20 protein-coding genes and 2 tRNA genes are annotated in these 24,721 nt (G+C 54.0%); 14 read left to right on the top strand and 8 right to left on the bottom strand.

Annotation, left to right across the window (positions count from 1 at the left end; all coding sequences use genetic code 11):
• Positions 1 to 12 precede the first annotated feature (12 nt).
• The 9 genes from BCF46_RS10830 to BCF46_RS10790 all read left to right on the top strand — a co-directional run bounded on the left by BCF46_RS10830 (position 13) and on the right by BCF46_RS10790 (position 8,910).
• A tRNA-Lys gene (locus tag BCF46_RS10830) sits at positions 13 to 88 on the top strand.
• A gap of 139 nt (positions 89 to 227) precedes the next feature.
• A complete protein-coding gene (gene uxaC, locus BCF46_RS10825; RefSeq protein ID WP_121024073.1) occupies positions 228 to 1,634 on the top strand; it encodes a glucuronate isomerase in 1,407 nt (468 codons plus the stop codon).
• 232 nt (positions 1,635 to 1,866) lie between these two features.
• The gene (locus BCF46_RS10820; protein ID WP_121024071.1) at positions 1,867 to 2,553 is read left to right on the top strand and encodes a D-lyxose/D-mannose family sugar isomerase; all 687 of its coding nucleotides are present in this window, start codon (positions 1,867 to 1,869) and stop codon (positions 2,551 to 2,553) included.
• A 614-nt stretch (positions 2,554 to 3,167) separates the two neighbouring features.
• Positions 3,168 to 4,841, top strand: a complete 1,674-nt coding sequence (locus tag BCF46_RS10815; RefSeq protein WP_245990009.1) for a polysaccharide biosynthesis protein — start codon at positions 3,168 to 3,170, stop codon at positions 4,839 to 4,841.
• Positions 4,842 to 4,963: 122 nt separating this feature from the next.
• Complete coding sequence (locus tag BCF46_RS10810; protein ID WP_170157915.1) at positions 4,964 to 5,734, top strand: NAD-dependent epimerase/dehydratase family protein; 771 nt, start codon at positions 4,964 to 4,966, stop codon at positions 5,732 to 5,734.
• Entirely contained in the window at positions 5,731 to 6,324 is a 594-nt protein-coding gene (locus BCF46_RS10805; RefSeq protein WP_121024065.1) for a sugar transferase, read from the top strand. Before BCF46_RS10810 ends, BCF46_RS10805 begins: the two co-directional genes overlap by 4 nt.
• 123 nt (positions 6,325 to 6,447) lie before the next feature.
• Entirely contained in the window at positions 6,448 to 7,779 is a 1,332-nt protein-coding gene (locus tag BCF46_RS10800) for a UDP-glucose dehydrogenase family protein (protein ID WP_121024063.1), read from the top strand.
• A 76-nt stretch (positions 7,780 to 7,855) separates the two neighbouring features.
• A complete protein-coding gene (locus tag BCF46_RS10795; protein WP_121024061.1) occupies positions 7,856 to 8,035 on the top strand; it encodes a PLD nuclease N-terminal domain-containing protein in 180 nt (59 codons plus the stop codon).
• Positions 8,036 to 8,037: 2 nt separating this feature from the next.
• Positions 8,038 to 8,910 (top strand): YihY/virulence factor BrkB family protein, encoded by an 873-nt coding sequence (locus BCF46_RS10790; RefSeq protein ID WP_245990005.1) that lies wholly within the window; start codon positions 8,038 to 8,040, stop codon positions 8,908 to 8,910.
• Here BCF46_RS10790 and BCF46_RS10785 read toward each other — a convergent pair.
• Positions 8,907 to 9,965, bottom strand: a complete 1,059-nt coding sequence (locus BCF46_RS10785; RefSeq protein ID WP_281272093.1) for a LacI family DNA-binding transcriptional regulator — start codon at positions 9,963 to 9,965, stop codon at positions 8,907 to 8,909. The genes BCF46_RS10790 and BCF46_RS10785 overlap by 4 nt on opposite strands.
• Before the next feature lie 108 nt (positions 9,966 to 10,073).
• On the opposite strand from BCF46_RS10785, the gene BCF46_RS10780 reads away from it, so the two are divergent.
• From BCF46_RS10780 to BCF46_RS10765, 4 genes are all read left to right on the top strand, one after another.
• Positions 10,074 to 10,150, top strand: a tRNA-Arg gene (locus BCF46_RS10780).
• A gap of 155 nt (positions 10,151 to 10,305) precedes the next feature.
• Positions 10,306 to 11,163 carry a hypothetical protein gene (locus tag BCF46_RS10775; RefSeq protein WP_121024057.1) on the top strand — a complete coding sequence of 286 codons (858 nt, stop codon included), beginning with the start codon at positions 10,306 to 10,308 and terminating at the stop codon, positions 11,161 to 11,163.
• Positions 11,160 to 11,633 (top strand): MobC family plasmid mobilization relaxosome protein, encoded by a 474-nt coding sequence (locus tag BCF46_RS19945; RefSeq protein WP_245990003.1) that lies wholly within the window; start codon positions 11,160 to 11,162, stop codon positions 11,631 to 11,633. Before BCF46_RS10775 ends, BCF46_RS19945 begins: the two co-directional genes overlap by 4 nt.
• On the top strand, positions 11,630 to 13,180 hold the full coding sequence (locus BCF46_RS10765) for a relaxase family protein (RefSeq protein ID WP_121024055.1): 1,551 nt from the start codon (positions 11,630 to 11,632) through the stop codon (positions 13,178 to 13,180). The genes BCF46_RS19945 and BCF46_RS10765 overlap by 4 nt, the downstream gene beginning before the upstream one ends.
• Before the next feature lie 274 nt (positions 13,181 to 13,454).
• On the opposite strand, the gene BCF46_RS10760 is transcribed toward BCF46_RS10765, so the two are convergent.
• Positions 13,455 to 17,165, bottom strand: a complete 3,711-nt coding sequence (locus BCF46_RS10760) for a hypothetical protein (protein ID WP_121024053.1) — start codon at positions 17,163 to 17,165, stop codon at positions 13,455 to 13,457.
• Positions 17,166 to 17,412: 247 nt separating this feature from the next.
• The gene (locus tag BCF46_RS10755; RefSeq protein WP_147435989.1) at positions 17,413 to 18,333 is read right to left on the bottom strand and encodes a hypothetical protein; all 921 of its coding nucleotides are present in this window, start codon (positions 18,331 to 18,333) and stop codon (positions 17,413 to 17,415) included.
• 330 nt (positions 18,334 to 18,663) lie between these two features.
• Between BCF46_RS10755 and BCF46_RS10750 the strand changes: the two genes are divergently transcribed.
• A complete protein-coding gene (locus BCF46_RS10750; RefSeq protein ID WP_121024049.1) occupies positions 18,664 to 19,776 on the top strand; it encodes a hypothetical protein in 1,113 nt (370 codons plus the stop codon).
• A 115-nt stretch (positions 19,777 to 19,891) separates the two neighbouring features.
• Here the strand turns inward: BCF46_RS10750 and mcrC are convergent, their stop codons facing one another.
• From mcrC to BCF46_RS10725, 5 genes are read right to left on the bottom strand one after another with little or no spacing between them, the layout of a single operon-like run.
• The gene (gene mcrC, locus BCF46_RS10745) at positions 19,892 to 20,953 is read right to left on the bottom strand and encodes a 5-methylcytosine-specific restriction endonuclease system specificity protein McrC (RefSeq protein ID WP_121024048.1); all 1,062 of its coding nucleotides are present in this window, start codon (positions 20,951 to 20,953) and stop codon (positions 19,892 to 19,894) included.
• Positions 20,953 to 22,746 carry a winged helix-turn-helix domain-containing protein gene (locus BCF46_RS10740; protein ID WP_170157913.1) on the bottom strand — a complete coding sequence of 598 codons (1,794 nt, stop codon included), beginning with the start codon at positions 22,744 to 22,746 and terminating at the stop codon, positions 20,953 to 20,955. Before BCF46_RS10740 ends, mcrC begins: the two co-directional genes overlap by 1 nt.
• Positions 22,747 to 22,795: 49 nt before the next feature.
• On the bottom strand, positions 22,796 to 23,695 hold the full coding sequence (locus tag BCF46_RS10735; RefSeq protein ID WP_121024044.1) for an HNH endonuclease: 900 nt from the start codon (positions 23,693 to 23,695) through the stop codon (positions 22,796 to 22,798).
• Positions 23,696 to 23,699: 4 nt separating this feature from the next.
• Positions 23,700 to 23,996, bottom strand: coding sequence for a hypothetical protein (locus BCF46_RS10730; protein WP_121024042.1), 297 nt, complete (start codon positions 23,994 to 23,996; stop codon positions 23,700 to 23,702).
• A gap of 4 nt (positions 23,997 to 24,000) precedes the next feature.
• On the bottom strand, positions 24,001 to 24,465 hold the full coding sequence (locus BCF46_RS10725) for a helix-turn-helix domain-containing protein (RefSeq protein ID WP_245990001.1): 465 nt from the start codon (positions 24,463 to 24,465) through the stop codon (positions 24,001 to 24,003).
• Between the last annotated feature and the right edge of the window lie 256 nt (positions 24,466 to 24,721).

Below are 24,721 nucleotides of genomic sequence, written 5' to 3'. Positions count from 1 at the left end.
AGCACCCTCAGTGGGCCCTTAGCTCAGTTGGTAGAGCAACTGACTTTTAATCAGTAGGTCGATGGTTCGAACCCATCAGGGCTCACCACTTTCTCCATTTCTATTGAAATGAAACGTGTCTCAATCTTTTGTGGCACGTTTGTTTTCTTTGAGCGCGTTGATTTGACATGCTGGCATATTAGAATATCAGTTTGCGGAACGGCCTCTCGAAATGAGTTGGAAACGCGATGCCTTTGACCGACCCTGATCGACTTTTCTCCTCTGATCCCAAGCTGCGCAGCACCGCACGTAGCTTGTTTGAGAGCGTCGAAGCCCTGCCGATCCTTAGTCCGCACGGGCATTGCGACCCAAGTTGGTTTGCTCAGAACGCGCGTTTTCCAAATCCGGCTGAGCTGTTGGTCATTCCCGATCACTACGTGTTTCGCATGTTGGTGAGCCAAGGTGTGCCGTTGACGGATTTGGGTATTTCGCGCATTGATGGCGGCGCAACCGAGACCGATCCGCGCAAGATTTGGCGGCTGTTTGCACAAAACTTCCATCTTTTTCGCGGAACGCCGTCTTCCATGTGGCTGAACCATTCGTTCGAGCACGTTTTCGGATTGGATATGCCGTTGAGTGCGGATACGGCGGATCAATACTACGATCATATCGACGATAAGTTGTCGCAAGATGCGTTTCGCCCGCGAGCCCTGTTTGACGCTTTCGGGATCGAGTGTTTAGCCACCACCGAGGGAGCGCTTGATGACTTAAAGTCGCACAAGACGATCAAAGAAAGCGGCTGGTCTGGTCGCGTGATCACGACCTATCGCCCTGATGCTGTGGTTGATCCCGACTTTGAGGGGTTTGCCGCGAACATCGAAGCTTTCGGCGAAACCACCGGCGAGAAGGCTACGACTTGGATCGGCTACCTAAATGCTCACCGCAAACGCCGTGCGTTTTTCAAGAGCTTCGGGGCGACTGCGAGCGATCATGGCCACCCAACGGCGCGGACTGAGAACCTGAGTGCGTCAGATGCAGACGCGCTGTTCCAGAAGGCGCTGGCTGGCACCTGCACGGTTGAGGAGGCGGACGCATTTCGCGGGCAGATGCTGACGGAGATGGCGAAGATGAGCCTTGAAGACGGGCTAACTATTCAAATCCACGCGGGGTCTGGCCGCAACCACTCGCAGCAGGTCTTCAAGACACATGGCCGGGACATGGGGTTCGATATCCCCACACGGACCGACTATGTCGGCGGGTTAAAGCCCTTGCTGGATGCCGTTGGGATGGAACCGGATTTAACCGTGCTGCTGTTTACCTTGGACGAAACGGTTTACGGACGCGAACTTGCCCCGCTTGCAGGTGCGTACCCGTCATTGAAACTGGGCCCGCCTTGGTGGTTCTTTGACAGCTTTGAGGGGATCAAACGGTTCCGCGAGGCCACGACTGAGACCTGCGGCTTCTACAACACGGCTGGTTTTAACGATGATACGCGGGCCTTCTGCTCCATTCCTGCAAGGCACGACGTGGCGCGTCGCTCTGATTGCGCCTACCTTGCCGGTCTTGTGGAGACGGGCCGCTTAAGCATGGCTGACGCTTTAGAGGTCGCCCATGATCTTGCCTATGGTTTGGCCAAAGCTGCCTACAAGCTATGAGTAGCCTGCATTGCTGACGTAGTCACGCCTGACATGCAACAAGCCCAAGCTTTTAGGTATTGGTATTTTTCGCGACGCAGTCACGTCATCGTATGAGCTACTTGGTACCGAAGGCACCCGCGTCGTGGGTCAAGCTTTTTGTAGGTAACTGTCCTGAGCGGGGCTGTCGGCAATTTACTTGTATCACCGCGATGGGTATCTGAATCTCCATTGCAGACAATGAAAGCCAGAAATGAAACGCTCTGAAATCAATAGCATTATGGCTGAAGCCGATGAGATGATCCGCCGCCACGGCTTTGTTCTGCCGCCATTCGCGTTTTGGACGCCCGAAGAGTTCGAGCGCAACAAAAGCCACGCGCAAAACGTCATCGATGCGCGCTGCGGCTGGGACATCACAGACTACGGCGAGGGTCGCTATGATGAGTTGGGGTTGTTCCTGTTCACCTTACGCAACGGTCGATTGACGGATCTGCAACGCGGCGGTGGTATGTGCTACGCCGAAAAGCTGTTGATCTCGAAGCAGGATCAGCTTTCGCCGATGCATACGCATGTGATCAAAGCCGAAGACATCATTAACCGTGGTGGTGCGACTTTGGTTGTCGAGCTGTTCGGGTCGAATGATAACGGGCAGTTTGCTGAAGATAGGGGCGGCACTGTATACTGTGACGGCATCCGGCGAGAGTTTGCCGCGGGGGAAAAACTGAAGCTCGCGCCAGGTGAAAGTGTCACGCTGATGCCCGGCGACTGGCACGCTTTTTGGGGCGAGGGCGGCGATGTGCTGATTGGCGAGGTCTCTACGGTCAATGATGATGAAACAGATAACATTTTCCGTGAACCAATTGGCCGATTTGCTAATGTGGAGGAAGACGTGGCCCCCACACATCTGTTGGTCAGCGATTACCAGACCTGGATGCGATAGCTAAGGCATCGTGGGGTCTGACGCCGCGTATTAGTCAATTATTAACTAATTATTCTCACGCTTTGAGCGATAGCGTTGATCAAATGGATATCGGTGCATAGTGGGTGGAAAACACTGGAGTGCTCTTGGCTTGAGGCAAAGAATCTAGCTATTTTTACAAGCGTTCATCCGCTTTTCCTTGCGACACGCGGCTTATGCGCTTCAAGCAAAGCACCCTTATTTTGTGCCAAAAGTGTGTGAAATCACAATGAATGTTCAAATACGCGGCAAGATGTCGCCGTTTCCCCTTAAATTTCATGGAATGTCGGTTGCGGACTCAGATCTATCGGAGATACTATTAATCTTACCCCTGCAACATTTTCTGCCTGTCTCTTTCATCGAGAACTGTGGGGCCGGGGACGCTTTTTCATATGCTTGATTTTCTAGTAACACTGCCGAGACCGATTAAACGGCACATCCTGCTTCTTATCGACGTATTTCTAGTGCCACTAAGCTTGATGATAGCGCTTGTATTTCTTTTTGATACCGCGCCCGCAGGCGAATTAATTTGGGCGGCTCTACCGCTTTTTCTGATAACCCCAATTCTTGCCACACCGGTATTCATGCGCATTGGCTTGAACCGTATTAAATTGATGGCATTCGAGGCGCATGACATGCGTCGCGGCGCTTTCGCGGCGCTTTCGGTTGCAATCTTGACTGCGGGAATAAGGTATCTGTTCGGTCTCGACATTCCGCACGCGGTTGCGCTGTTGACCGGTCCAATTTTCTTGCTGTTACATTTTGGTCTCAGAACACTTGGTAGAAATCTTCTCGTCCGCAGACTCAATGATGGATCCGGCCGGATTCCCGTCGCCATTTATGGGGCGGGGTCAGCAGGCGTCCAGCTTCTGGCGGCACTGCGCCAAGATTTACAAATGCGTCCAATTACATTCGTGGATGACAACGTGACGTTTCAGTCGATGACAGTTTCAGGAATGCAGGTATGTTCGCGATCGGGTCTCGAGGCGCTGGTGAAAAAAGGCCGGATAAAACGCGTTTTGCTCGCGATGCCTTCCGTAAGTGAGCCAAAAATGCGCCGAATGACGCAAGAGCTTTCAGAGCTAGGATGCGAAGTCCATGCCCTGCCCACGTATAGTGAGTTGGTTGAAGGAACGGGTCTTGCTTCGAACCTTCGTCCTGTTACCCCTGACCGGCTCTTGGGGCGTGATAAAGTTGATTTGGAAACGGCGGAAGTAGCGCGTACCTATGCGGGGCGCCGTGTTCTCATCACAGGTGCAGGCGGGTCCATCGGGTCGGAGCTGTGCCGCCAAATCATTTTGCGCGCACCACATCGCGTAACTTTGCTGGATCACTCGGAATATGCACTCTACACGATTTCTCGTGAATTGGCGCCGCTTGCACTCATGCATGGCGTCGAGTTGGTAACGCGGCTCGGATCGGTTTGTGACCGGCATCGGATGTCGAACGTCATCGCAGAATCCGAAATTGATATCGTTCTGTTTGCCGCTGCTTACAAGCACGTGCCACTCGTTGAGGAAAACGAGATTGAGGGCTTGCGGAACAATTTGTTCGGAACGCTGACAACCGCAGAAGCCGCGCAGCAGGCGGGTGTTGAACGCTTCATTCTTATCTCGACCGACAAAGCTGTTCGTCCGACCAATATCATGGGCGCAAGTAAGCGATTGGCGGAGCTGGCCATTCAGGATTTGCAAACGCGATCCGAGGTCACGAAATTTGCGATGGTCCGTTTTGGTAATGTGTTGGGCTCCTCTGGCTCTGTCATTCCGTTGTTTCAAGACCAGATTGCCGCCGGTGGTCCGATCACACTGACCCATGACAAGATCACCCGCTATTTCATGACGATCTCGGAAGCAGCCCGACTGGTGCTTTTGGCGGGCGCATATGCAACCGGTGGCGACGTATTCGTGCTGGATATGGGAGCGCCTGTTAACATTCGTGACCTTGCACGGCGGATGGTGGAACTGACGGGGTTAACCGTGCGTGACGAAGACAACCCTCATGGCGACATCGATATTCAAACTGTCGGGTTGCGGCCAGGCGAGAAGCTCTATGAAGAGCTTCTGATCGGGAACAACATGCTTTCAACGCCGCATGAAAAGATCATGCGGGCCGAGGAAGGTCGGCTGTCCCAGATAGAAATGGCACGGATTCTGAAACAGATTAGGACGGCGATTGCCGCAAATGATCCCGCGGCGCTGCGCGCGATCATCAAGGCAAACGTGGACGGTTTTCATGTGGCCGAAACGGGTCTGGATGACGTCGTCTGACATTCGTAAGGCATCAATTGAACAATTTTCCACAAGAACCGGCCTTTCTGTTGATGGGCGCCAAGGGTCGGGTCAGCCAGCTGCTCGTGAGGCATTGGCAGGCGTCGCCATCGCAAAACCCGGTGCGAACCCAATCTCGTAGTGCAGGCTTCGATCTCCAGTGGTCGCCTTTAGAAGATGGCCCTGATCCACTGCTGCGCTTCAACGAGGCTGAAGGCGGGTTAAAGGCAATCGTCGCAATGATTGGCGCGACACCTTCGACTTCCGGAGATATGGCGCAGACTGCTGCGCTGGCGCATGCGGTGGTCAGCGCGGCAAGTCAGGCTGATGTCCCAAGAGTTTTGCTTGCATCGTCATCTGCGGTCTATGCGCTGGGAGAAGACAAATCCGAAAGTGATATACCTGATCCGATAAGCGCATATGGTCAGGCGAAACTCGATATGGAGCGTTCGGTTCTACAGTCAACCGTCGGTCCAGAGGTTTGCTGTCTGCGGATCGGGAACGTAGCAGGAGCCGACGCGCTGCTTGGGCGCGCACGCGACGTGACAGACAGCAATCCTATAAAATTGGACCAATTTCCGGATCAAAAAGGCCCGCTCCGCTCCTATATCGGCCCTGCGCATTTGGCGCGCTGCTTGGAGCAGTTGGTTAGACACGAGGGCGCCTTACCTCCTGTTCTGAACTGCGCGGCAGAACCTCCGGTCGCAATGGCTGATTTGGTTCAAGCTGCAAATTTGCCGTGGGTTTGGTCACCCGCTCCAGTAGAGCGGTATCAAACCCAGCGAATAACCCTTGATTGCACATTACTGGCGCAAACCCTCGGCGCGCAAAGCCTTGCTGCATCGCCGGACAATATGGTAGCCGAATTGCGCAATCTGGGGGTCTTGGCTTGACCATCTCAAAACGACTGTTTGATCTTTTGGCGACGCTGTTGCTTGGTGCCATACTGCTGCCGGTTATCTTGGTGACCGCAGTCGTGGTGGCCATTCTCGATGGTCGCCCCATTTTCTATTTGGCCGAGCGGATGAAGACCTCGACGCAGAGTTTTCGACTGGTCAAGTTCCGCACGATGACCATAGCCGATGCGGATGGGGGCGTATCTGGTGGAAACAAGGCCCATCGGGTCACCCGAACGGGTGCGACGCTGCGCCGGTTGCGGTTGGATGAAATCCCACAACTTTGGAATGTTCTGCGCGGCGATATCAGCTTCGTAGGACCACGCCCGCCGCTTCGGGAATACGTGGAGCGTTTTCCAGAGATTTACGGGCGGGTTTTACAAAGTCGACCTGGGATAACAGGTTTGGCGTCGATTATCTTTCATCGCCACGAAGAGCTATTGCTGGCCGTGTGTGAAACGCCCGGAGAAACTGACTCGGTTTACTCACGACGCTGCATTCCCCGGAAGGCGCAACTGGATTTGATGTATCAAAAGAACCGCAACCTGTGCATGGACGCGTGGATCATGGTGAAAACTATCTTCTGAGGGGCGACGCAAGGTGAGGTACAAAGATCGCATTTGCGAACGGGACGAGTCTTAGGACACGCGTTTCGTTGACAGTGAACCCAAAATTTCCGCAAGTCCGTGTAAGTGGCTTAAGAGGTTAGTATGAAAATCACGATGATCGGCACAGGGTATGTCGGACTGGTGTCCGGTGTGTGTTTCTCGGATTTCGGGCATGATGTGGTCTGCGTTGACCGCGACCCGTCCAAAATCGAAATGCTCAACAGTGGGCAAGTTCCAATCTATGAGCCCGGCCTTGATGATTTGATGGCCAAAAACGTAGAGGCTGGCCGCCTGTCATTCACAACCGATCTGAGTGCAGGCGTGAAAGACGCCGAAGCAATCTTTATTGCTGTAGGCACCCCGACGCGGCGCGGGGACGGTCATGCGGATTTGTCGTTCGTCTATGCCGCTGCCGAGGATATTGCCAAGGCCTGCTCTGCGGCCGGAAATTCCTATACGGTGATTGTTACCAAATCGACGGTGCCCTTGGGGACCAACCGTCAGGTCAAACAGGTGGTTCGCAAAGCGGCACCTGATCTTAACTTTGACGTGGCCTCTAACCCGGAATTCCTGCGCGAAGGTGCGGCCATTGACGACTTTATGAAGCCAGACCGCGTGGTCGTCGGGGTTCAAAGCGATCGCGCTGCTGAGGTCATGTCCGAAGTCTACCGCCCGCTATACCTGCGCGATTTCCCGATTATCACGACCGATCTGGAAAGCGCGGAGATGATCAAATACGCCGCGAACGCATTTCTTGCGACCAAAATCACGTTCATCAACGAGATTGCGGCCTTGTGCGAAAAAACCGGCGCAGACGTCAAACAGGTGTCTCGCGGCATGGGCATGGATGGCCGGATCGGCAATAAGTTTCTGCATGCAGGCCCCGGATATGGTGGCTCATGCTTCCCCAAAGATACGTCTGCACTGGCGCGGATCGGGCAAGAACACGCGGTTCCGATGCAAATAACCGAAACCGTGATGCGGGTTAATGATGGCGTCAAAGCACGTATGATTGAGAAGCTGCGCGACCTGTGCGAGGGCTCGTTTAACGGCAAGACGATAGCGGTTCTTGGTGTCACCTTTAAGCCCAACACCGACGACATGCGCGACGCACCATCCCTAACTATTGTACCGGCCTTGGTCGGTGGCGGTGCCAAGGTTCGCGTGGTTGATCCGCAAGGCTTCCGCGAGGGGGAGGCGTTGCTACCAGGTGTGCAGTGGGCTGAGGATCCATACAAGGCGGCCCAAAACGCTGACGCGGTGGTGATCCTCACCGAATGGAATGAATTCCGTGCTCTTGATCTTAAAAAGCTAGCGAAGAGGATGTCGAACGCCCGGATGGCCGATTTGCGCAACATCTACTCGGCAAAAGACGCAAAACGGGCTGGCTTCGCGGCCTATGCGTCCATCGGGCGGCAAGGATATGAAAGCTAAGCACAACGCGGTGCTTGGTATTCGGGGCGTAGTTGCTTACCTTTGAGAGAGCATTGTAACGCAAAAGGAGCCTCCTATGGGCCTTAACCCTCTGTTTGCCCTCATAATTTTCGCGCTCGATATTTGGGCCATTGCGTCGATTTTCAACTCAAAAGTCGAGACGGCGCAAAAAGCTCTGTGGATCGCGTTGGTCCTATTCTTGCCAATTATCGGCTTTCTGATCTGGTATTTCGCGGGTCCAAAACCGGCCCGCTGATCGTGACAGCACTACGCTACCTGATGTCGTTCTACATGTTCGTCAGCAAAGTTCTGACAGCCATGGACGCGCGCAACCTGAGCCTGATTTCGGCAGGTGTGGCCTTCTACGCTATGCTGGCAATATTTCCCGCCCTAGCGGCGGTCATCGCTTTGTGGGGGGTATTCTCTGACCCTGCGCTAATCGACGATCAGGTGACGCTGTTGCGCAGGTTCATCCCGGGTGACGCGTTCAGGCTGTTCGAGGCGCAAGTTGACGCGTTGATTAACGCAAACGACTCGACATTGGGCTACACAACAATGATTTCTCTGGGAGCGGCCCTTTGGTCTACGCGTGCCGGAGTGTCTGCTTTGATCAGGGGTCTTAATGCTGTGTATTCGGCGCCTCACCGTACAGGAATAAGACGTGCCTTTGCAGCCCTGCTGCTAACGATTTGCCTCATCGCAATGTCATTGATCGCCCTTACGGGCATCGTGGTGTTCCCCATCGCATTGGCATTGTTGCCTTTGGGAGAGTATGCCGAAGATACTTTCGAAACGCTGCGCTGGGTCGTGGTAATCTTGGCCGTGATCCTTGGTTTGGGGCTGATCTACCGTTTCGGCCCCAATCATAAAACGGCACATCTCAAGGCAAGCTGGGTTTCGCCTGGTGCGTTGGTCGCCCTTGTTATCTGGGGCGCCGCGTCATGGGCTTTCTCTCAATATCTGGCCAATTTTGGCAAGTACAACGAGGTATACGGGTCAATCGGCGCGGTCGTGGCGTTGCTGATGTGGTTTTATATCAGCGCGTGGGTGGTGTTGCTTGGAGCGACGTTGAATTGTGAGCTCTCGCGGCGCTCCCACAACAAGAAACTGGAAGTGGGTCAGAGAGGCTAGGCGACTGGGCGCAGTGTGTCGCCAGGCGCAAACACCGGAGATAGCTCTATTCTTTTCTCGATGCTTGCGTCGCCTGACCCATCTGCTTCGTTTGCAATGATCTGAGCTGCGGCCGTCCCGATTTCGACACGGCAACTATCCATCGTTGCCAACCTGCGAGGCAATCCATCTATCAGCTCCACCCCATTGAACCCTGCCAGCCCCAATCTTCCGGGCACGTCAATTCCCGCCTCAAGACAGTAGAGCAACCCTCCCGCTCCGATCATGTCGTTGGAGTAGTATAGGAAATCCAAATCCTTTTTCTTCTCAAGGATGTTTGCGGTCATCTCGCGCCCTTTGCCCAAGGCCGAGCCGCCAGAATAGTATTCTTCGGCCGCAAGGCTAAGTCCGTTTTCACGCAGAACAGCCTCGAAACCTTCGAAACGCTTGCGGGCGCGGTGGTCGAGCGGCATTTTGGTGCCAAGAAAGCCGATATTCCGGTATCCACGTTTCAGAATTTCTTTCGCCGTTTCGCGGCCTGCGCGCGTGTGAGAAATGCCCACCGACGCGTCAACGGCCGGGCCGTCCACATCCATGATTTCCACAATAGGCACACCGGCGTTTTCCATCATGCGGCGGGCGGCATCCGTGTGCTCCAACCCGGCTACGATCAGGCCAGAGGGGCGCCATGATAGCATTTCGAAAATGACCTTCTCTTCCTTTTCGGGAAGATAATCCGTGACACCAACCACGGGTTGCAAGGGCGTCTCGTCAAGAACCTTTGATATTCCCATCATTACCTCGGGAAATACCATGTTCGACAGTGAGGGGATAATAACGCCAACCAAGTTCACCCGGTTCGAGGCCAAGGCTCCGGCTATTTTGTTGGGAACGTAGCCAAGTTGGCGAGCGGCAAGCAGGACCTTTTCTCGAGTCTTGTCAGACACCTCTCCGCGGTTGCGCAACACGCGGCTGACGGTCATTTCGCTAACCCCAGACGCCTCTGAAACGTCCCGAAGAGTAAGCTGGTGGCGGTATTCTGGGCTGGAGCGTTCGGCCAATGTATATCTCGTCAACTTTTGAGTGTGAGGTATGATAGCGCTAAACTCGGCACTCTCCAAGGCGCAACTGTGGCGGCATTTAGGGTTGCCTGCCTGTCGAGAAAAACGCCATACAGGCTGAGTGGCCCCGTGGCTCAACTGGATAGAGCAGCCCCCTCCTAAGGGGCAGGTTGCAGGTTCGAATCCTGCCGGGGTCACCAAAAACACCTGAAAAATATGGATTATTTACAGGACGTTGTGCGGAAGCGTGCAAAAAGTCCCGACAGCTTTCAGGCCGAAATCGGCTGAAACGGCCGATTTCTCGTACAAAACCTGTACAAAATTCGCACGTTTGTGCGTATTTTGGGGGTCAGTCATGAGCCGCCATAGCTTTGATCCCGAAATCGCCGGACGTGTCGGTCTCAATGCAGCGGTGATCTTCCAGAACATCACCTTCTGGATCGAGAAGAACCAAGCCAATCGCCGCAATCTTTGCGACGGGCGGTATTGGACCTACAATTCGATCTCGGCCTTTGGCGAGCTTTTCCCCTATCTGAGCGAGAAGCAGATCCGCACGGCGCTCGAAAAGCTGGTCAGCGCGGAGCTGATCATCAAGGGTAATTTCAGCGATGATCGTTATGATCGGACCTGTTGGTATGCCCTGGGCAACTCCATTTGCCCAAATAGGCAAATCGATGCGACCGAAAGGGAAAATGATGCATTTGCCCCTGAGGACAAGCCATCTGCCCCAGAGGGCAAATCCTATAAGAACAGATATAAACCATATCAAAAACCAAATCCTTCGCACGCGAATGCGGCGGTGGAGGATGAGATATCAGAAAAGATTTTGTCCGCTTATCCCGAAGATCGCATTCGCGGCAAGGCGGTTTGCCTCTCACAAATCCGCCAAGCGCTGGCCGACGGCGTGGACGCCAAAGACCTTGAGGAAGCCGTGCGTGCCTACGCCACCGAGAGCAAAGGGTTCACCCGATCCAAGGTGTGCTTCTCCGACAACTGGTTCACCTCTGGCCGTTGGCTGAAATACCTCCACGACGTTGAGGAGGCACGAGAAGCAGGCAAAGCCAAAGAGGTGGAATTGCTGAAAGGTTTGGCCGACTGGGTCACAGGCAAACATCCACTGTGCCGCCACATTACACCCGGCCAAGTGACCGCTTTGCTGGCTGCAAACCTAGTCAGCCCAGCCGAAATCGAGGCGGCGGGGCTCAGAGCATGAACGCAACTGATCCCCACAAAGAGCAGAGAGCAAGGTTACCCACCGATTACATCGGCGGGACTTGTGAGGGGCGGCAAGCCTCCCCTTCAAACCCCAACCAGACGCGCGAGGCGCGTGTCAAAGAGAGCCTTTCCGAGAGCGTGATCTTTCGATGCACGCCGTCGGAGAAGGCAGCGCTTGTGGCCAAAGCGCGCGCCGCTGGCCTGCCCAATGCCACGCTGATGCGCGAAGCCCTGGGACTGGCCGAGGCACGTCGACGCAAGCCCGTGCCGCGTGTTGACCCGAAGCTGACCTTTGCGATTGCCCGTGTCGGCGGCAACCTCAATCAGCTCTCCCGCTGGATCAACGGCGCGGTCAAATCCGGCCGCGCGAGCCAGATCGATGCGCTCAAGGTCGCGACGCAACTGGTGGTCATCGAACGGCAAATGGCGCAGATCGCAACGGCACACACAGGAGGCAGCGACACATGATCATCTCGTTCTTCTCCACCGGTACGGGCGGCGGAGCGGCCCCCGTCGACTACCTGACAGCGCGTGAAGTTCTGGCCTACGACGAGAACCGCAATCTAATCCGCGACGACACCGGCCAGCCGCAAACCAAGATCCGCGACCCGGTGCCCGAGGTACTGCACGGCAACCCCGACCAAACCCGCAACCTGATCGACGCGAGCCCCAACAAGTGGAGCTACACGGCAGGCGTCATCAGCTTTGCTGAAAGCGATGATCCCAGTCCCGACGCCCAGCAAGAGGCCATTGAGCTATTTGAGGCTCTGGCCTTTGCTGGGCTGGACAGGGATCAATACGATTGTCTCTGGGTGCGCCACTCGCATGAGGGCAATGTCGAGCTGCACTTCTGCACGCCACGCCTTGAGCTCAGCACCGGCAAGGCGCTGAACATCGCGCCGCCAGGACATGAGAACGCCTTTTCCAGCCTGCGCGATCTGATGAACAAGACGCACGGTTGGGCAGACCCTTTGGAGCCAGAACGCGCCCGTGAATTGAGGGCGACGATTGAAGCGCCGACGCGCGCGCAAGGTCGCGAAGCGCTACACGATTGGATCCTCGATCAGATCAGCGTCGGCATTATCACTGACCGCGCCAGCATGATCGATGCTTTGGCCGACGCGGGCTTCGAGATCCCCCGCACCAGCAAAAACTACATCACCGCCAAAGACCCCGACACCGGTGAGCGCTGGCGTTTGAAAGGAGAGATTTTCCATGACGACTGGCAAGCCGAACCGCCTCGCCGAGAAATTGAATGCGGACCTGGAGACGATCCGGAACGACCACGCCGCCTTGATGGCATCTCAGCTGGAGAGCTTCAGAAGCGATTTCAGCAGCATTGCGACCAGCGCGTTGCATACAATCGAGACCGATATCAGGTTCTTTCTCAGCGACAGCAAGAGCGAGTTGGAGAGGCGGAGCGAGACGATACGGCGCTTGCTGACGATCTCACCTTGGGTGATCGTGGGGATGGTCGCAGCCTGGATCGCGACAGTGCTGATGGCGGGTTGGATTTGGACAGCTTTGACAACACGCTCGGAGCTGACGGGGCTGGGTCTGACTCGGATCGAACAGGCTGGGCTGACATGGGTGACATTGGACCCCGACCGGACCGAATTGAAAACCTGCACGATGGCGCAAACGCCGATTATCTGCATCGAAATCAAGGAGCCCTAGATGACGCAGCACCTGACAGCATTGGAGCGCGAATTGCTCGCATCCGTGGAACGCTTGGTAACGGCTTGCGAGAGCTCAGCCAAGGAATTGCACGCCTTGGAGAAGCGCTCGACCAGCAGGATCGAAAGCAAGGTGAATGGCTTGGCGCATTGCGTGGCGCTATTGATGAAATCACATCTCACGTCCGTCACCACATTAGCCGACTTGCTGCGCGAGGAGCAGAACTACGACACGCTTCAGTCGGGATTAAAAACCAGCTGGAAACTAGCGAAAGAAGCCGAGAAGCGGCTGAACGAGAGTTAGATGCGCGGGAACTCAACCAAAGGCTCACCCATTAGGTGCTATGGAAGAGCCGATTTTCTTCAGTCACTGGCCGTTTGCTTTGCCGTAGCTAGTCGGTTGGAGTTGGGCGGTTTCCGGAAGTTCGCCGCAGTCGTGAACGCATGCCAGATCCACTACCGAAGATGAAATTCAGAAAATGCCGGATTCGGTCGGCACTAATTTGACTATTGGTCGAATGGGGACTCTACAGAGAGCAGGATACAAATCGTATCTTGTGTCGCACGCCCATACGCAGGAGCCTCTCTGGAATAGCCAATTTGCAGCACGCTGCTAATTCGACCGATCCGAAAGCGCACCAAGCTGCTCAATCGTTCCCGTCCATAACTGCTCGCGCATACGATCAACGGCGAACTGCATGGGCACGGTGTTAGAGAATACTAAGCCAGCTTCGATTTTCGGATCCTTCAGACTAGTGAATTTCGAAAATGTTTCAGTGTTTTGCCGAGCTAACGTCCAACGTCTCAAGTGTTTTGCAAGGCGATCGGGCCTGCCCTTCTCATCGACCTCACCTCTGAACTTGGAGAGTTGCTTTGCAATCTCGCTTGCTGTTTTGGCGAACTGGAGGTGCTTGCATTCTAGAAGCATTATGCAACCTGCCTTATTCCATGCAAGCACATCGATGTCTCCGGGATCTTCGTCTGGGTGACGTCCAAGGATTTCGCCGAACTTGATACCTCGTCTGACGGACCAACCGAGGTCCGTAAGCTTTGATGCGACCTCCTCCTCAAAGTCCGTTCCGTTCGCGTTTGAAACTTTGTCGGCCCAACGGCGCATCTTGCGCGAGGCGAGCCGAAACGGCTCATAGGAACCTTCATACATGTTGTGGACGGTTGCCGATAGGCTTTCTCTGACCATACCAGGTGCCACGAGCACGTTTGCATCAGCGTCCATTCCGAGCCTCACAATAGGTCGTCTCGCAATAGAAAGTCGACGCTTGAAACGCCATGGCTGCCGATCTGCGTCATCGTAGCCTTGCGGCACCGATTTCCAACGTTCTCGCGGCACGCTCTCGAGCATTTCCAATACCTTGGGAGCCTCCTCTGTATCGAGGAGGGCAATCAATTCGGATCTGGGCAAGATAATCCACGATTTCTCTTGTTGCGCACAGAGCTTCTCAAGTTCATCCATAGTTGATCGATACGCCCAGAAACTTGCGCCGAACTCTTCTGCCCAAGCCATCTCGAAATCCGTGTCTACCTTCCCGTGTTGACTCTCATCTGCAAGTTCAGGTTCTCGAAGGGAAACGCTATAGGACATTCGCTCTCGATCAACCTGCCGATCGGTGAAAGCTCTGCCGACCGGCTCCATGATCCGATCAAAGAAGGTGATGTCGATCTGAACCTCTCCCGCAGGAGAGATACGTAGCTCTGGCTTCATTGCTCCATACTGGATGGCGTCCGAATACCCGCCAAGATGTACGATCATCATCACCCTCGCCATAAGCCGCGACAGGTCGATATCGCCCACCTCCAATCCACCTTTTTCGGGGCAATGGTGAAGACCGATCTCGATGAGTAGGCGGCAGGCCAACGACACCCCGTTTAAGCCAAACAGGGTCTCCGCGATTTCAGACCGCACTGCGCTCTCGTTGTCGGACAATGCAATGATTGCGCCGGAGGTCTTCCTCCAACGCCGTGCATCAATTGCTGCCGCCTCGTGGTTTCTGATTGCTGCTTCGATTAAACCCTGCCGACTAAAAAGGGACAGGTCTTCACAAAGATCGTCCTCCGCGGCCGCCGTGATTTTGTTCAAAGCATCCGTACAGGCGTCTACGCCGTAGACTCGGCCCCCGGGGCGCTCGACACCGCTCCAACCGAGCCCGATCCGAATTGCGGCATCTTGTATCGAACTAATTTCCACGACGCGCCGATCGAATGTATCGCGCATGTGATCGCGGAAATCTTGTGGAGCGAATGCATGCAATTGCCGGGCACGAGGCGATGACACGATCCTTCCCTTGATCGATGCCAATTCACTCTCTTCCCTACCGGTAAGGCGCAGTGCGCCGAGCAAGAATGCCTCAACCAAAGTAGCTTCCGCGATATTACTGTCATTGGACAAGCCCAACCAAAACTCAGGTGCTACAGTCGTTGTAATTACTCCCGGAGAAGGGCACTGCAAGTCGATTGATGCCCTGATGTCGTCCGCGCCCGCCGGGACAAGATCGGCAGAGGGAGTCGGCGGCTGCGGATCGATTTTCATGTCCCACAAAAGGAAATCTGGCAATTCTGGAATGGCTTCATCAAGTACGGGGGCTATTCTCTGGATCCAGGTCCGAAGTGCTTCAAAGCTTCTGTAGCAGGGAGAGATGACATTTTTCGACCGCGGACGGGTCTCAACCCACCAAGTTCTTTGAGACTGAATCCAGACCGCACGAAACCGTCTATTTCGTGCGTCATCCATTGACACGTAGAGGTGGCTCACGCCCCCTGGAGAGCGTGCTCCAGTGCCTTCTTTTTGCATTGCCACGAATTCACCGTCAGGCGTGCACACAATGCGCCGATCATGGCGTTGATGATGCTCCACTCTTATTTGAAGCTGCCCGTTCGTTCGACCCATGATCAGTCCACCAGGCATCCCGTCAGGCAGGTCGCTGTGCGGTATTAGGTGGCCGCCATTCCTAATAGTATCCCCGACCTGCGCGAGAAGCCCATTCACGTGGGGCATTTCAAACCCCTTGGAATTGAGGTCAAGCTCGGCCATTGAAAAGCGCAACAGGTCGAATATGGAAAAGTCTGTACGCCAACCAAGCACTTCGGCGTCGTATGCGCTTGCAGCTTCTACAAACCAACCGTCACTGCGATCAGGCAGCCCCACCATTTGACCGCGCCCAAAGCCACAGAAGATGACAAAGGTCAGGCCCGCCTTGAAATTCGCGGACCCTTCGCATCGCTCGCGTGCAGACTGGATCGCCTCCTCCAGCTCAATTTGTGCTTTTGCGCCATTTTGCGAAGTTCCCATCAGTCCGTCCTGTTCGAAACCTGAGAGATCGTCAGCAACGATAACGACTTGCACCCAATATCCCGGATCAATTTCGACGGGTGGGCTCGGGACAACTGGATCAAGCGTCAAGGGCGATGGACTCATCCCGATACTATCGATCATGGGTGTTTCAAGCATTTGATTTGCGATTATCGAGAGGTGTTGCATCCGGAAAAGCTGCTCTCCAGCAGGCCCAAGTGACCGACAAAAATCTATCACAATGCTGCGGATCGCCGGTCCAATTGCTGTAGGGAGCGCTACGACGATATGTTCACCGAGGCAAAGGACCGGCTTGCGAAAAAGAGCGCTATCTCCTGCGTACGCCTCCAACACATCGAAAAACTCAGGGGCCAGCACAAAACTGCTCAAGGCCTCCGTTGTAATGCCCAATGCACTAAGTTCCGCCTTCGAGAATGTGACCCAACTCGATAGTGTCCGGACTGGAGGAAGGTCTGTCGGCGGGACGCGCGTCCGTATGGGATCTTCGGCGCCAACCTCGAAGCCGACAAGTCCAACACGTTCGCACATTTGCTCCGAAAGAGTCAGGCATGCCTGACACGCATCCTTTAGTTCCCGGAACTTTGCTGGCATGTTTTCGACGATTTTCAGCAAAACTTGGAGGTGGAAGCATCCGCCCTCGCTCAGCCCTTCTAAAACGCGGTAGTTCTCGCCGTCGTAAGTGACACGTCCCAAGAAGACATCTTCGGCAGGATCTTCATGGTGGCCGACCGCTTTACCTGACGCCGCAAGCCACTCCGACAAGTCACGTTGACGAGGTGCCTTGTCCCCAGCGCAAGTTGACACCACAGCGTGGGCAAGCATTTCCAACCTGTATGTGGAAGCCTGCAAGGCTGGAAGAAGCATGAGACCGCCAATGGCCTGTGCTGCGACACCTCGATCAAAGCCAACAAGCTGTTTCGCAAATTTATTTACGCCTTTTTGACTTGCTGCTTGCATGGCTTCCTGAGCTGCCAGAAGGTCAAATGGTGAACTTGCCATACGCTGCACTTTCAAAATGTGGTCGAACAGATATCACGTTGCGCTATGTAACTTGTAGTTGTGGGAGCAGGTCAAGCAGGCTGCCAATATGGTTCCTCAGCAAGAGCTGAGCCAAGTATCCTTTAAGGCTACGGTTGGAGTGCTTCGGATGTCTGCTGTTCCGAAATGACCGGTTTGGCGACGCTGCTCTCCAAAAAAATGTGGGTATTGAATGTCGTACAGGGCCGTGAGTAGAACTGGTGGTCAGCTAGGGTAGTTCGAGAAGCCTGTCCCAGTGCTCGTCAGGGTCGAACGCATCTTCGGCATCCTCGGTAGGGCCATGTGCTTCAAAAAAGTCTTCCACGCCGCCTTCTCCTATCATCCAGACAAATGGCAATGGTTGGCGAAGCGATCGAGCGATTTTCTTGACCCTGTGTTCGTCCGCGGAATCGACGTGAATGTAATCATCATCGCCCAGAGACCCTTTCAGAGCATGCTCCCACATTTGGGAAAGTTCTCGGTCGTCGACTAGGTAGCCGTCCCACTCTCCGTACTTACCAAATTTTCTTTCGATGGCTGCGCCCAGGCAGAACGAGTTAAACAAAGCCAGCTCAGCAGCAACCCTAGCAAAACGTTCAGCTTCATCTGGATAAATAAAGAAACCGCCGCGACCCGGAGCACCCTTACTTGGAAAACGATAAGAGAACAGTTCCCTGCCGCGTTTGGCTTTAACAAACAAACTGATTTCTGCTTCGACTTCGTCAGGAGAAAGAAGAAGTGAAATTTCGTTCTTATATGCCTCAATTGCTTTTTCATGACCGATCGTGAGGCTATTTTTTCCCCATCCAGATCTTGGGGAACTCAATATATTCGCTCGGATCGCATTGAACATTCCGTAATAGGATAGATATGGGACGGCCATCTGAAGGTTGTGACGATATGCATTTTCCGCTGTGCCAAACTGTAGTGTCGCCCCCATAACAAGTTTTAGGCAAAGGTAGTGCCGCTGTAACCATTCGGCGTGCAACTCTGGCGACCAACGATCAGCCAATTTTGCAAACAATGGTTTGGTTCTATTCGCGTAATCCGCCAGTCCAGGTCGACCTGTTTTCAAGTCTTTGCCAAAATTGCATAACTCGTGAAAATCGTAATTCCAGTTTGTCCCAGCCAAGGCATTAATGTCTAACAACTCAAACCCCTTTGCGATACTTCGTGGGCGCGGATTTGCACTCATACACTTTGAAGCGACGTTAGCTGCATCCGAACCCGTTTCCCTTCGATGGCGGCCCAATAACGTCCGCTCACGAGAAGCCACAGCACTAAGCACTCTACCGAAAGTCTGCAACGGGCCACTTGACCAAATCGTTTGAAGTTCATATCCAGAGTTTGGCCTTCACGCAGGCCGGTGTGCCCGCCATGCAAAGCTAAGCAGCGTATTAAGCTTTGAATTGACACACTGCGCAAGTTGCGCGGGATGATTAGCAGCGGGCACCTAGTCAGATCCTATTGGAGATGACACATGGAACACTATCAGATCAAAAAAATGAAAACTTTGGGCAAGCGGTATGCGCGAGCGACTGCAATGGCACACACTGACGCTTTGAACATCCTGGCCATGGAGTTTGGCTTCGCTCACTGGAAATCTCTTACCGATGCGGTGAAGGAAGATTGGCAGCCGAGTGAAGAAGCGCTCGCTCAGGTCGAAGAATTCGTGCGCAAAGCAGGTGCCAAAACGGATGCAAGAAATGACGCCTCGCACTACCACGAACCAGAACCGGAAAACGGAGAGCTTTGCGGTCATCAATTTCAGATTGGAAGCTACCTCGGGGATGTTATCGTCTCGGGGAATGGGTGGGAGTTGTGCATTCCGGAAGCTCCCCTCAAAGCACCTATTGTTGAAATTGATAAACGCCACGCAGAAACCAGCCCAGTCAAAGATCCACGCTTCCTAGCTGAACTCATTGAGATTGCAGAAGACCGTAGCAAACGGATCCGCGCTCAGATGGCAGTCGATTGGCCGCGTAGATCGACAAAAGCAGATATCGACGGCATTGCGCGCCATCCCCTACGAGGGAGAGAGGCCTCAACTTGGTACTGTCACAGCTGTGATGCACAGATTACAGGTTCACAATTGGCTAAGAACTATTGGCATTGCCCTAACTGCGGGACGCACCCTCTCAATATCCATGCTGAGCCGGTTGATGGTCAGTTTCCGGGGGAGCCGGTGGAAACGCCTGAGGCGGCTGAGCGAGAGAACCCGGAGGTGCGGATTGTGGAACCTAGGCTGACCCTTCACTTGAACGAGGAAACCGTCTCGACATTGATCCGGTGTGCGTTGCTCGAGGATGCGGCATCAGTCAACGAACGGCTAGGCGCGATGCGAGCAGACATTAGCCTCTTAGATGGAGAAGAGGTCTGGATCACATTTGACGAGATGTTGTGGCCTGAAGACAAGGAGCCAAATTCAGCATTGGCTGTCGCAAAAAAGCTGGGACTGGAAGTTGCGCAAGAAGTTTCTTTGTTCACAGAACCATTTGCTTGGCCGGACTTGGGGCACATGACTTCAGACACCGCAGATTTTACCGAGACACTGCTGAAGGCCTATGAAAACCACGGTGTGATCAAGCGATGATGCTTAAACGCTCCTAAAGTTGGGTGGTCGGGTATGCAAACCCGACCACCCGTTCCTCACGCCAGCGATGCGGTGTGCCGCACCTTATTTTGATGAGCGCACAAACAATCCGGTTTTAGTTTGCATCCAGCAGTCTCAGCTGGCGTTCGAAATTCGATGCGGAGGCAGTCAGGTCAATGGTTCTAAACGAAATTTCATGTCCTTGGACCATCATCATTTCATTTACATAACCTCCCGTCTGCGGGTGAAGCAGAATACCTTTTGCTGCCAGGCTGGGGGCATCAGATTCTTGTTCTTGGGTTCGAAGGTAGGAATACATCTGGTAAAGATATCCGCTCCTCAATACCTCACTTCGGTAGTTTGAAGAGGTCAAAATTCTCGTGAACTTTGTATCGATGACCACGCGCCGCCCTGTTTGAGGATGGTTCAATTCTATGTCTGTCTGCATCCCAGGAAGGATTGCATGCAGGCCTGAACTCGCGGCAGAAACCGGCCAGGAAATGCGGCGACCTTGCGCAACGTGCCACCCCTCGGGTTCCAATTGAATTCGCCAGGCGTTGCCGACTGCGCGTTCAAAAAGCCGCCGGATTAGGTGCTCAGTTGTTTCATCGCCAGGTTGGAGGGCGTTGCCTTCGATTTCCGTTGGAATGCTACCGTCAAACACCATGCGCGCGAGTGCGACCATCATTCGATCTGCGCTCTCGTTTCGTCCGATCTGGTCCGTTGCCAATTGAGCCCGCGAGGGTCGCATTCCGGACACACCGAAGCGGGCAAAATCGGCAGCAAGTTTTCGACATCGATGGGCCGTTTCGATGTTATCCACTCTAGCTGCGAGGCGCTCAAGCGCAGTACGCACCAATCTATTCCGAGGCGTATCCATAACATGTTCTTCGAAGCGGCAGGCGACTTGCCCACGATCCATAAGTTGCGCAGTTTCAGTTGCCAGCATATCGATACGGCCACGAACCCGTTGGAGCACTGCCGATTTGGAGCGATACCCTCGGCTTAGGTTTTTTCGCATTCTGTCTTCGACCACATGCGCCAGCAGCCGCCCGATGAGGTCAGGGAGGTCCCTGGCGTCCTCAACATCCCGTTCGTATTTGTCACGAAACTGGACGAGATCTGCGGCGTATAAGAACAAGATCCAAATGTTTCGAACGGGGATTGGCCTGGACATCACAGCCCATTGCGCAACCGCGCCATTGCCTCTGTTGCCCGTTCGGGCGCGTCGAACCAGTATTCTTCTAACAATGGTCCAATTTCAGTTTCGATGACATCTTTGAACCAAGCTTTGGCGTCTTCAATGGTTTCGTTCGGCGTCACATATGAATGACCTATCCGGAACTGCGGGCCCAAGGATCTGTCGGATGAAATGTCATTGTTAAGTGCGGTCATTTGGGTGCGTATGAAGTCGATCGTTTCACCGTCGATGCCACGATCTGAACACCAGGCCGCCCAAGAGTCATTTAGAACAGGCTCTAGGGAAACGAATGCAAAACGCCGTCGCAACGCCAAATCTACAAGCGCCAAAGAACGATCAGCGACGTTCATTGTGCCAATAATGTAGAGGTTGTCTGGCACATGGACGCGTTCGCCAGGTTGTTTGCGATAAGCGAGCTCGATTGCATCTGCTCGGCTGCGTTTCGTGTTTTCCAGCAAAGTCAGCATTTCACCGAACACCTGCGCAGGATTGCCACGGTTGATTTCTTCGATAATCAAGACGTGGGCGATGTCAGGTTGGGCACGCGCGACTTCGACGACTTGAAGAAAAATGCCATCGGTAATGACGAGGCCAGTAGAGCTAGGCCGATAACCTCGAACAAAGTCTTCGTAAGAAAGAGATGGGTGAAACTGAACTGAACGCAGCTGCCCTGGGCTCGGATTTCGTTTCCCGATTAAGGCCTTCCCCAATTTCTTCGCAAGCCATGTCTTCCCAGTGCCCGGAGCGCCCTGCAGAATGATGTTTTTCTTACTCTCTATGCGAGAAATCATTCCCTGCAATGTGCCAAGCGTCATGAATCCACCGTCGGCAATGATGTCGTCTACACCATAGGGCTCGATTGGCTGCTCATCATCCGCTTCTTCTTGCTCTTCAATCGCAGCGAGTGGCTCAATATCTTCTGCATATTTTTCTGCCCAGTAGGGGTGTTTGAGAAAGCGTTCGATGTTCTGGTCTTTACCCTCAAAGGTGAAGCCAACAAGTTGCCGAGCCATTTCATCGTCTTCGAAACGTGCTCGGGCAACAGTCGTCCGGTATGTGTAGAAGAACCATTCGCGAGGAGGATCGATTTCTTCCCAAGATACTTCGACCGTCTTTCCATCATCGTGATTGCCGGTGATCGTCCCAATCGCTTTGATCCGCATCGCGCTGACAGCACGTTCACGGTTGTCGAAAGGCACATCATGTTTGCGGGTGTATGTTGCCTTGATCGCAATTCGATCGCCTTGCTTCATTTGGCGCACGAGGTGCGAAAATTTGTCGTCATAGCCGTTTTGCCAAATGCCATTTTCTAGGAATCGAGGCGTTTGATCTCCCTCATCCCAAGCTGCGCCTACAAACCAATAGTTCACTCCGTCTGGTACGATCTCGCCTTCAGGTGCCTGGTCCTCGTCTTCGTCGGCCTTGAGAGCTGAATGCTCGCGCCGGAAAATATCGACAGCCAAGTCGTCAGACATCTCTGTGGCCTTTCCTTCCTCGGTAAGAGCCCAGATGCCACGTTTTGGTGAGTACAAAAGTCCAGCTTTAACCAGATAGAACCTAGCCCAAGCGACACGGTTGTTAAATTTGGGCTGCCCATTCTTGTTTGTCTGATTCAGGAAATCTTCTGGAACTTCGTGACGCTCAGCAATCGCCTCGAAGACCTGTTTAGGTTTTGCCTCGCCGCCCAGGTCTCTAAGGACATCTAGAACCGGACCAAAATAGCTAACAAATTGGGGAACGCCTTCGATTTTTTGCTCAAATAACTTCACGGATAACTCCAAACTTTTGCTTGTTCAGGAGGACCTACTTGATTGGCCATCACTGCTTAAAACAATTCTCTCTGTGCCAGGTTACAAACTCAGTCCTTGGTCGGTTGGCGAGGCGGTCCGGCACCAAGATCTTGCCGGACGAGTTGATCATCGACGTTACGGCTTCGATATCGTTGCTTTGACGGGAAACCTGAATTGTCAGGTCGTCTGCCAACCCAACGAGACCGCGATCAAACATCCAGTGCGCGGTTCCGGACAGGGCGAGCCCGTTACTAACGATGTCAGGGCCGTCATGTTCGACCGGTCTGATATGAGCGGCTTCCACCTCAGCGCGACCACCGCCATTGATCAGGCGCAAGCCAGTGATGGCGCACCGTTCTCCATAGGCGCGCAGGACGTTCTTTCTGAAGTTGCGGTCGCGAACAGCGCGGTTGGTCAGTTGGTTGACGCGTTCCCGTGCTGGCATTTGTTGGAAAGGTGTTTGCGCGTCCTGAAACCCTGGCATCTGCATCGTGTCACCCACGCGGGGCAAGATGTCCTCATCCCTTCCAAGACCACGTTCGACAATTCGAGCAAAGTCTTCAGCGGAAAGGGTTCTAACCGCGGCTTGCGCGCGTCCGGATATCTTGCCTTGATCGTTCAGCAATCCTCTTTCGATGATTGAATTCTCGTCCCGGAATGAAACTGGGTCGCCGAAATCAAGATACGTTCCTGGCTCTATCACCGCCAAGAACATGTCCGGCTTCCTAGGGTCCGGAATGATCTCCTGGACCTTAGCGACAGCAAAATAGCCTTTGGTCTCTTTGACCTTGCTTGGCTCCAGATAGACGATCCAATCCCCTTCGCACTGCTGGGCACGCGAAAGATATTGCTTGGGAAACTGATACCGCTCCGAGGGAATGTCGTCGTAGATCGAGTCGCTACGATGGATGAAGATACCGAAAGCCATCGGATCACCCGCGTTGGAGGCGTTCCAGTTTTCGATCGGCCGCGCGAAGGGTCAGCACCGCACCTGTCAAAAATGGAAGTGCCAAGCCAGCTGCGGCGATGGCAAAAATCATGATGGCGGCCAAAACCGAGTATTCGGCGGTCTGTTGTGCCAATGATAATCGACCCAAGCCAATCAGGTAGAACACACTGGTTCCAAGTAAGATCGAGTAGAGCGGCCCAAAGGGTTCGATCACCTCACGGCGGGTGCGCTCCAAGACTGAGTGCCGCAACATTTTCCAGCGTTTGCTTGCATTGTTCACCAGATTACTCCCTTACCAACTCGATCCATGTGTGCACGTCGTCATCCGTCACTTCACGACCTTCGACATGCGATTGATACCAACGGGCGACGATGGCCCCGCGCTTCTCGCTTTTGATTTTTATGCCCTCTTCGGTGAGGTGCTTATCCAGCGAGCTTTCAATGTGTTTGAGCGCTTCGAAATCATGCCCAGCCCGAATGGATTTGGTGCCCAGCAGTAGCCAAGGAACGTCCACCTCGAACCGTTCCCCCATCGCGACCAGGGCTTCTACAGGCATGCCGCGTTGGCCCTTTTCGTAGCTGTGATACGCGCGCGGTGAAACACCGATGGCTTCCGCCATGGCCGCTTGTGAGAAGCCGATTTCATTGCGAGCAATGGTTAGACGAGCACCCATTGCAGCAAAAAGATCAGCATGTTTCTGCGGCATCTGCATTTTCCAATTGACTACTTCGCCAAATTTCGCGAACATTGCAAAAAGTGACGAACTTTTTCAGTTAATCACATCTGATCACGTCAGAAGGTGCAGAACAAGCGATTCCATGCGTGTCGCCGATTCAACTTAAGCGGACAAGGACGACTGAAATGGCAGAGACCAACTTTTCAGACAGCTCGCAAATCCTGGGGCTTGGGAAAACGCCCGCGCAATGGGTCGAAGTTATGGCCGGGATGGGGATCGATATTTCGGAACGCACCTTGCGCGAACGCGCCAATGAGACGGGCGCTTT

The organism is Litoreibacter meonggei, from assembly GCF_003663885.1.
Classification (GTDB): Bacteria; Pseudomonadota; Alphaproteobacteria; order Rhodobacterales; family Rhodobacteraceae; genus Litoreibacter; species Litoreibacter meonggei.
This window is presented reverse-complemented; position numbering and strand designations above follow the sequence as displayed.

Excerpts from the sequence above, each read along its gene's own strand:
- uxaC (WP_121024073.1), top strand. The coding sequence starts at position 228 with ATGCCTTTGACCGACCCTGATCGACTTTTCTCCTCTGATCCCAAGCTG.
- BCF46_RS10820 (WP_121024071.1), top strand. The coding sequence starts at position 1,867 with ATGAAACGCTCTGAAATCAATAGCATTATGGCTGAAGCCGATGAGATG.
- BCF46_RS10800 (WP_121024063.1), top strand. The coding sequence starts at position 6,448 with ATGAAAATCACGATGATCGGCACAGGGTATGTCGGACTGGTGTCCGGT.
- BCF46_RS10795 (WP_121024061.1), top strand. The coding sequence starts at position 7,856 with ATGGGCCTTAACCCTCTGTTTGCCCTCATAATTTTCGCGCTCGATATT.
- BCF46_RS10775 (WP_121024057.1), top strand. The coding sequence starts at position 10,306 with ATGAGCCGCCATAGCTTTGATCCCGAAATCGCCGGACGTGTCGGTCTC.
- BCF46_RS19945 (WP_245990003.1), top strand. The coding sequence starts at position 11,160 with ATGAACGCAACTGATCCCCACAAAGAGCAGAGAGCAAGGTTACCCACC.
- BCF46_RS10765 (WP_121024055.1), top strand. The coding sequence starts at position 11,630 with ATGATCATCTCGTTCTTCTCCACCGGTACGGGCGGCGGAGCGGCCCCC.
- BCF46_RS10760 (WP_121024053.1), bottom strand. The coding sequence starts at position 17,165 with ATGGCAAGTTCACCATTTGACCTTCTGGCAGCTCAGGAAGCCATGCAA.
- BCF46_RS10750 (WP_121024049.1), top strand. The coding sequence starts at position 18,664 with ATGGAACACTATCAGATCAAAAAAATGAAAACTTTGGGCAAGCGGTAT.
- mcrC (WP_121024048.1), bottom strand. The coding sequence starts at position 20,953 with ATGTCCAGGCCAATCCCCGTTCGAAACATTTGGATCTTGTTCTTATAC.
- BCF46_RS10735 (WP_121024044.1), bottom strand. The coding sequence starts at position 23,695 with ATGGCTTTCGGTATCTTCATCCATCGTAGCGACTCGATCTACGACGAC.
- BCF46_RS10725 (WP_245990001.1), bottom strand. The coding sequence starts at position 24,465 with ATGTTCGCGAAATTTGGCGAAGTAGTCAATTGGAAAATGCAGATGCCG.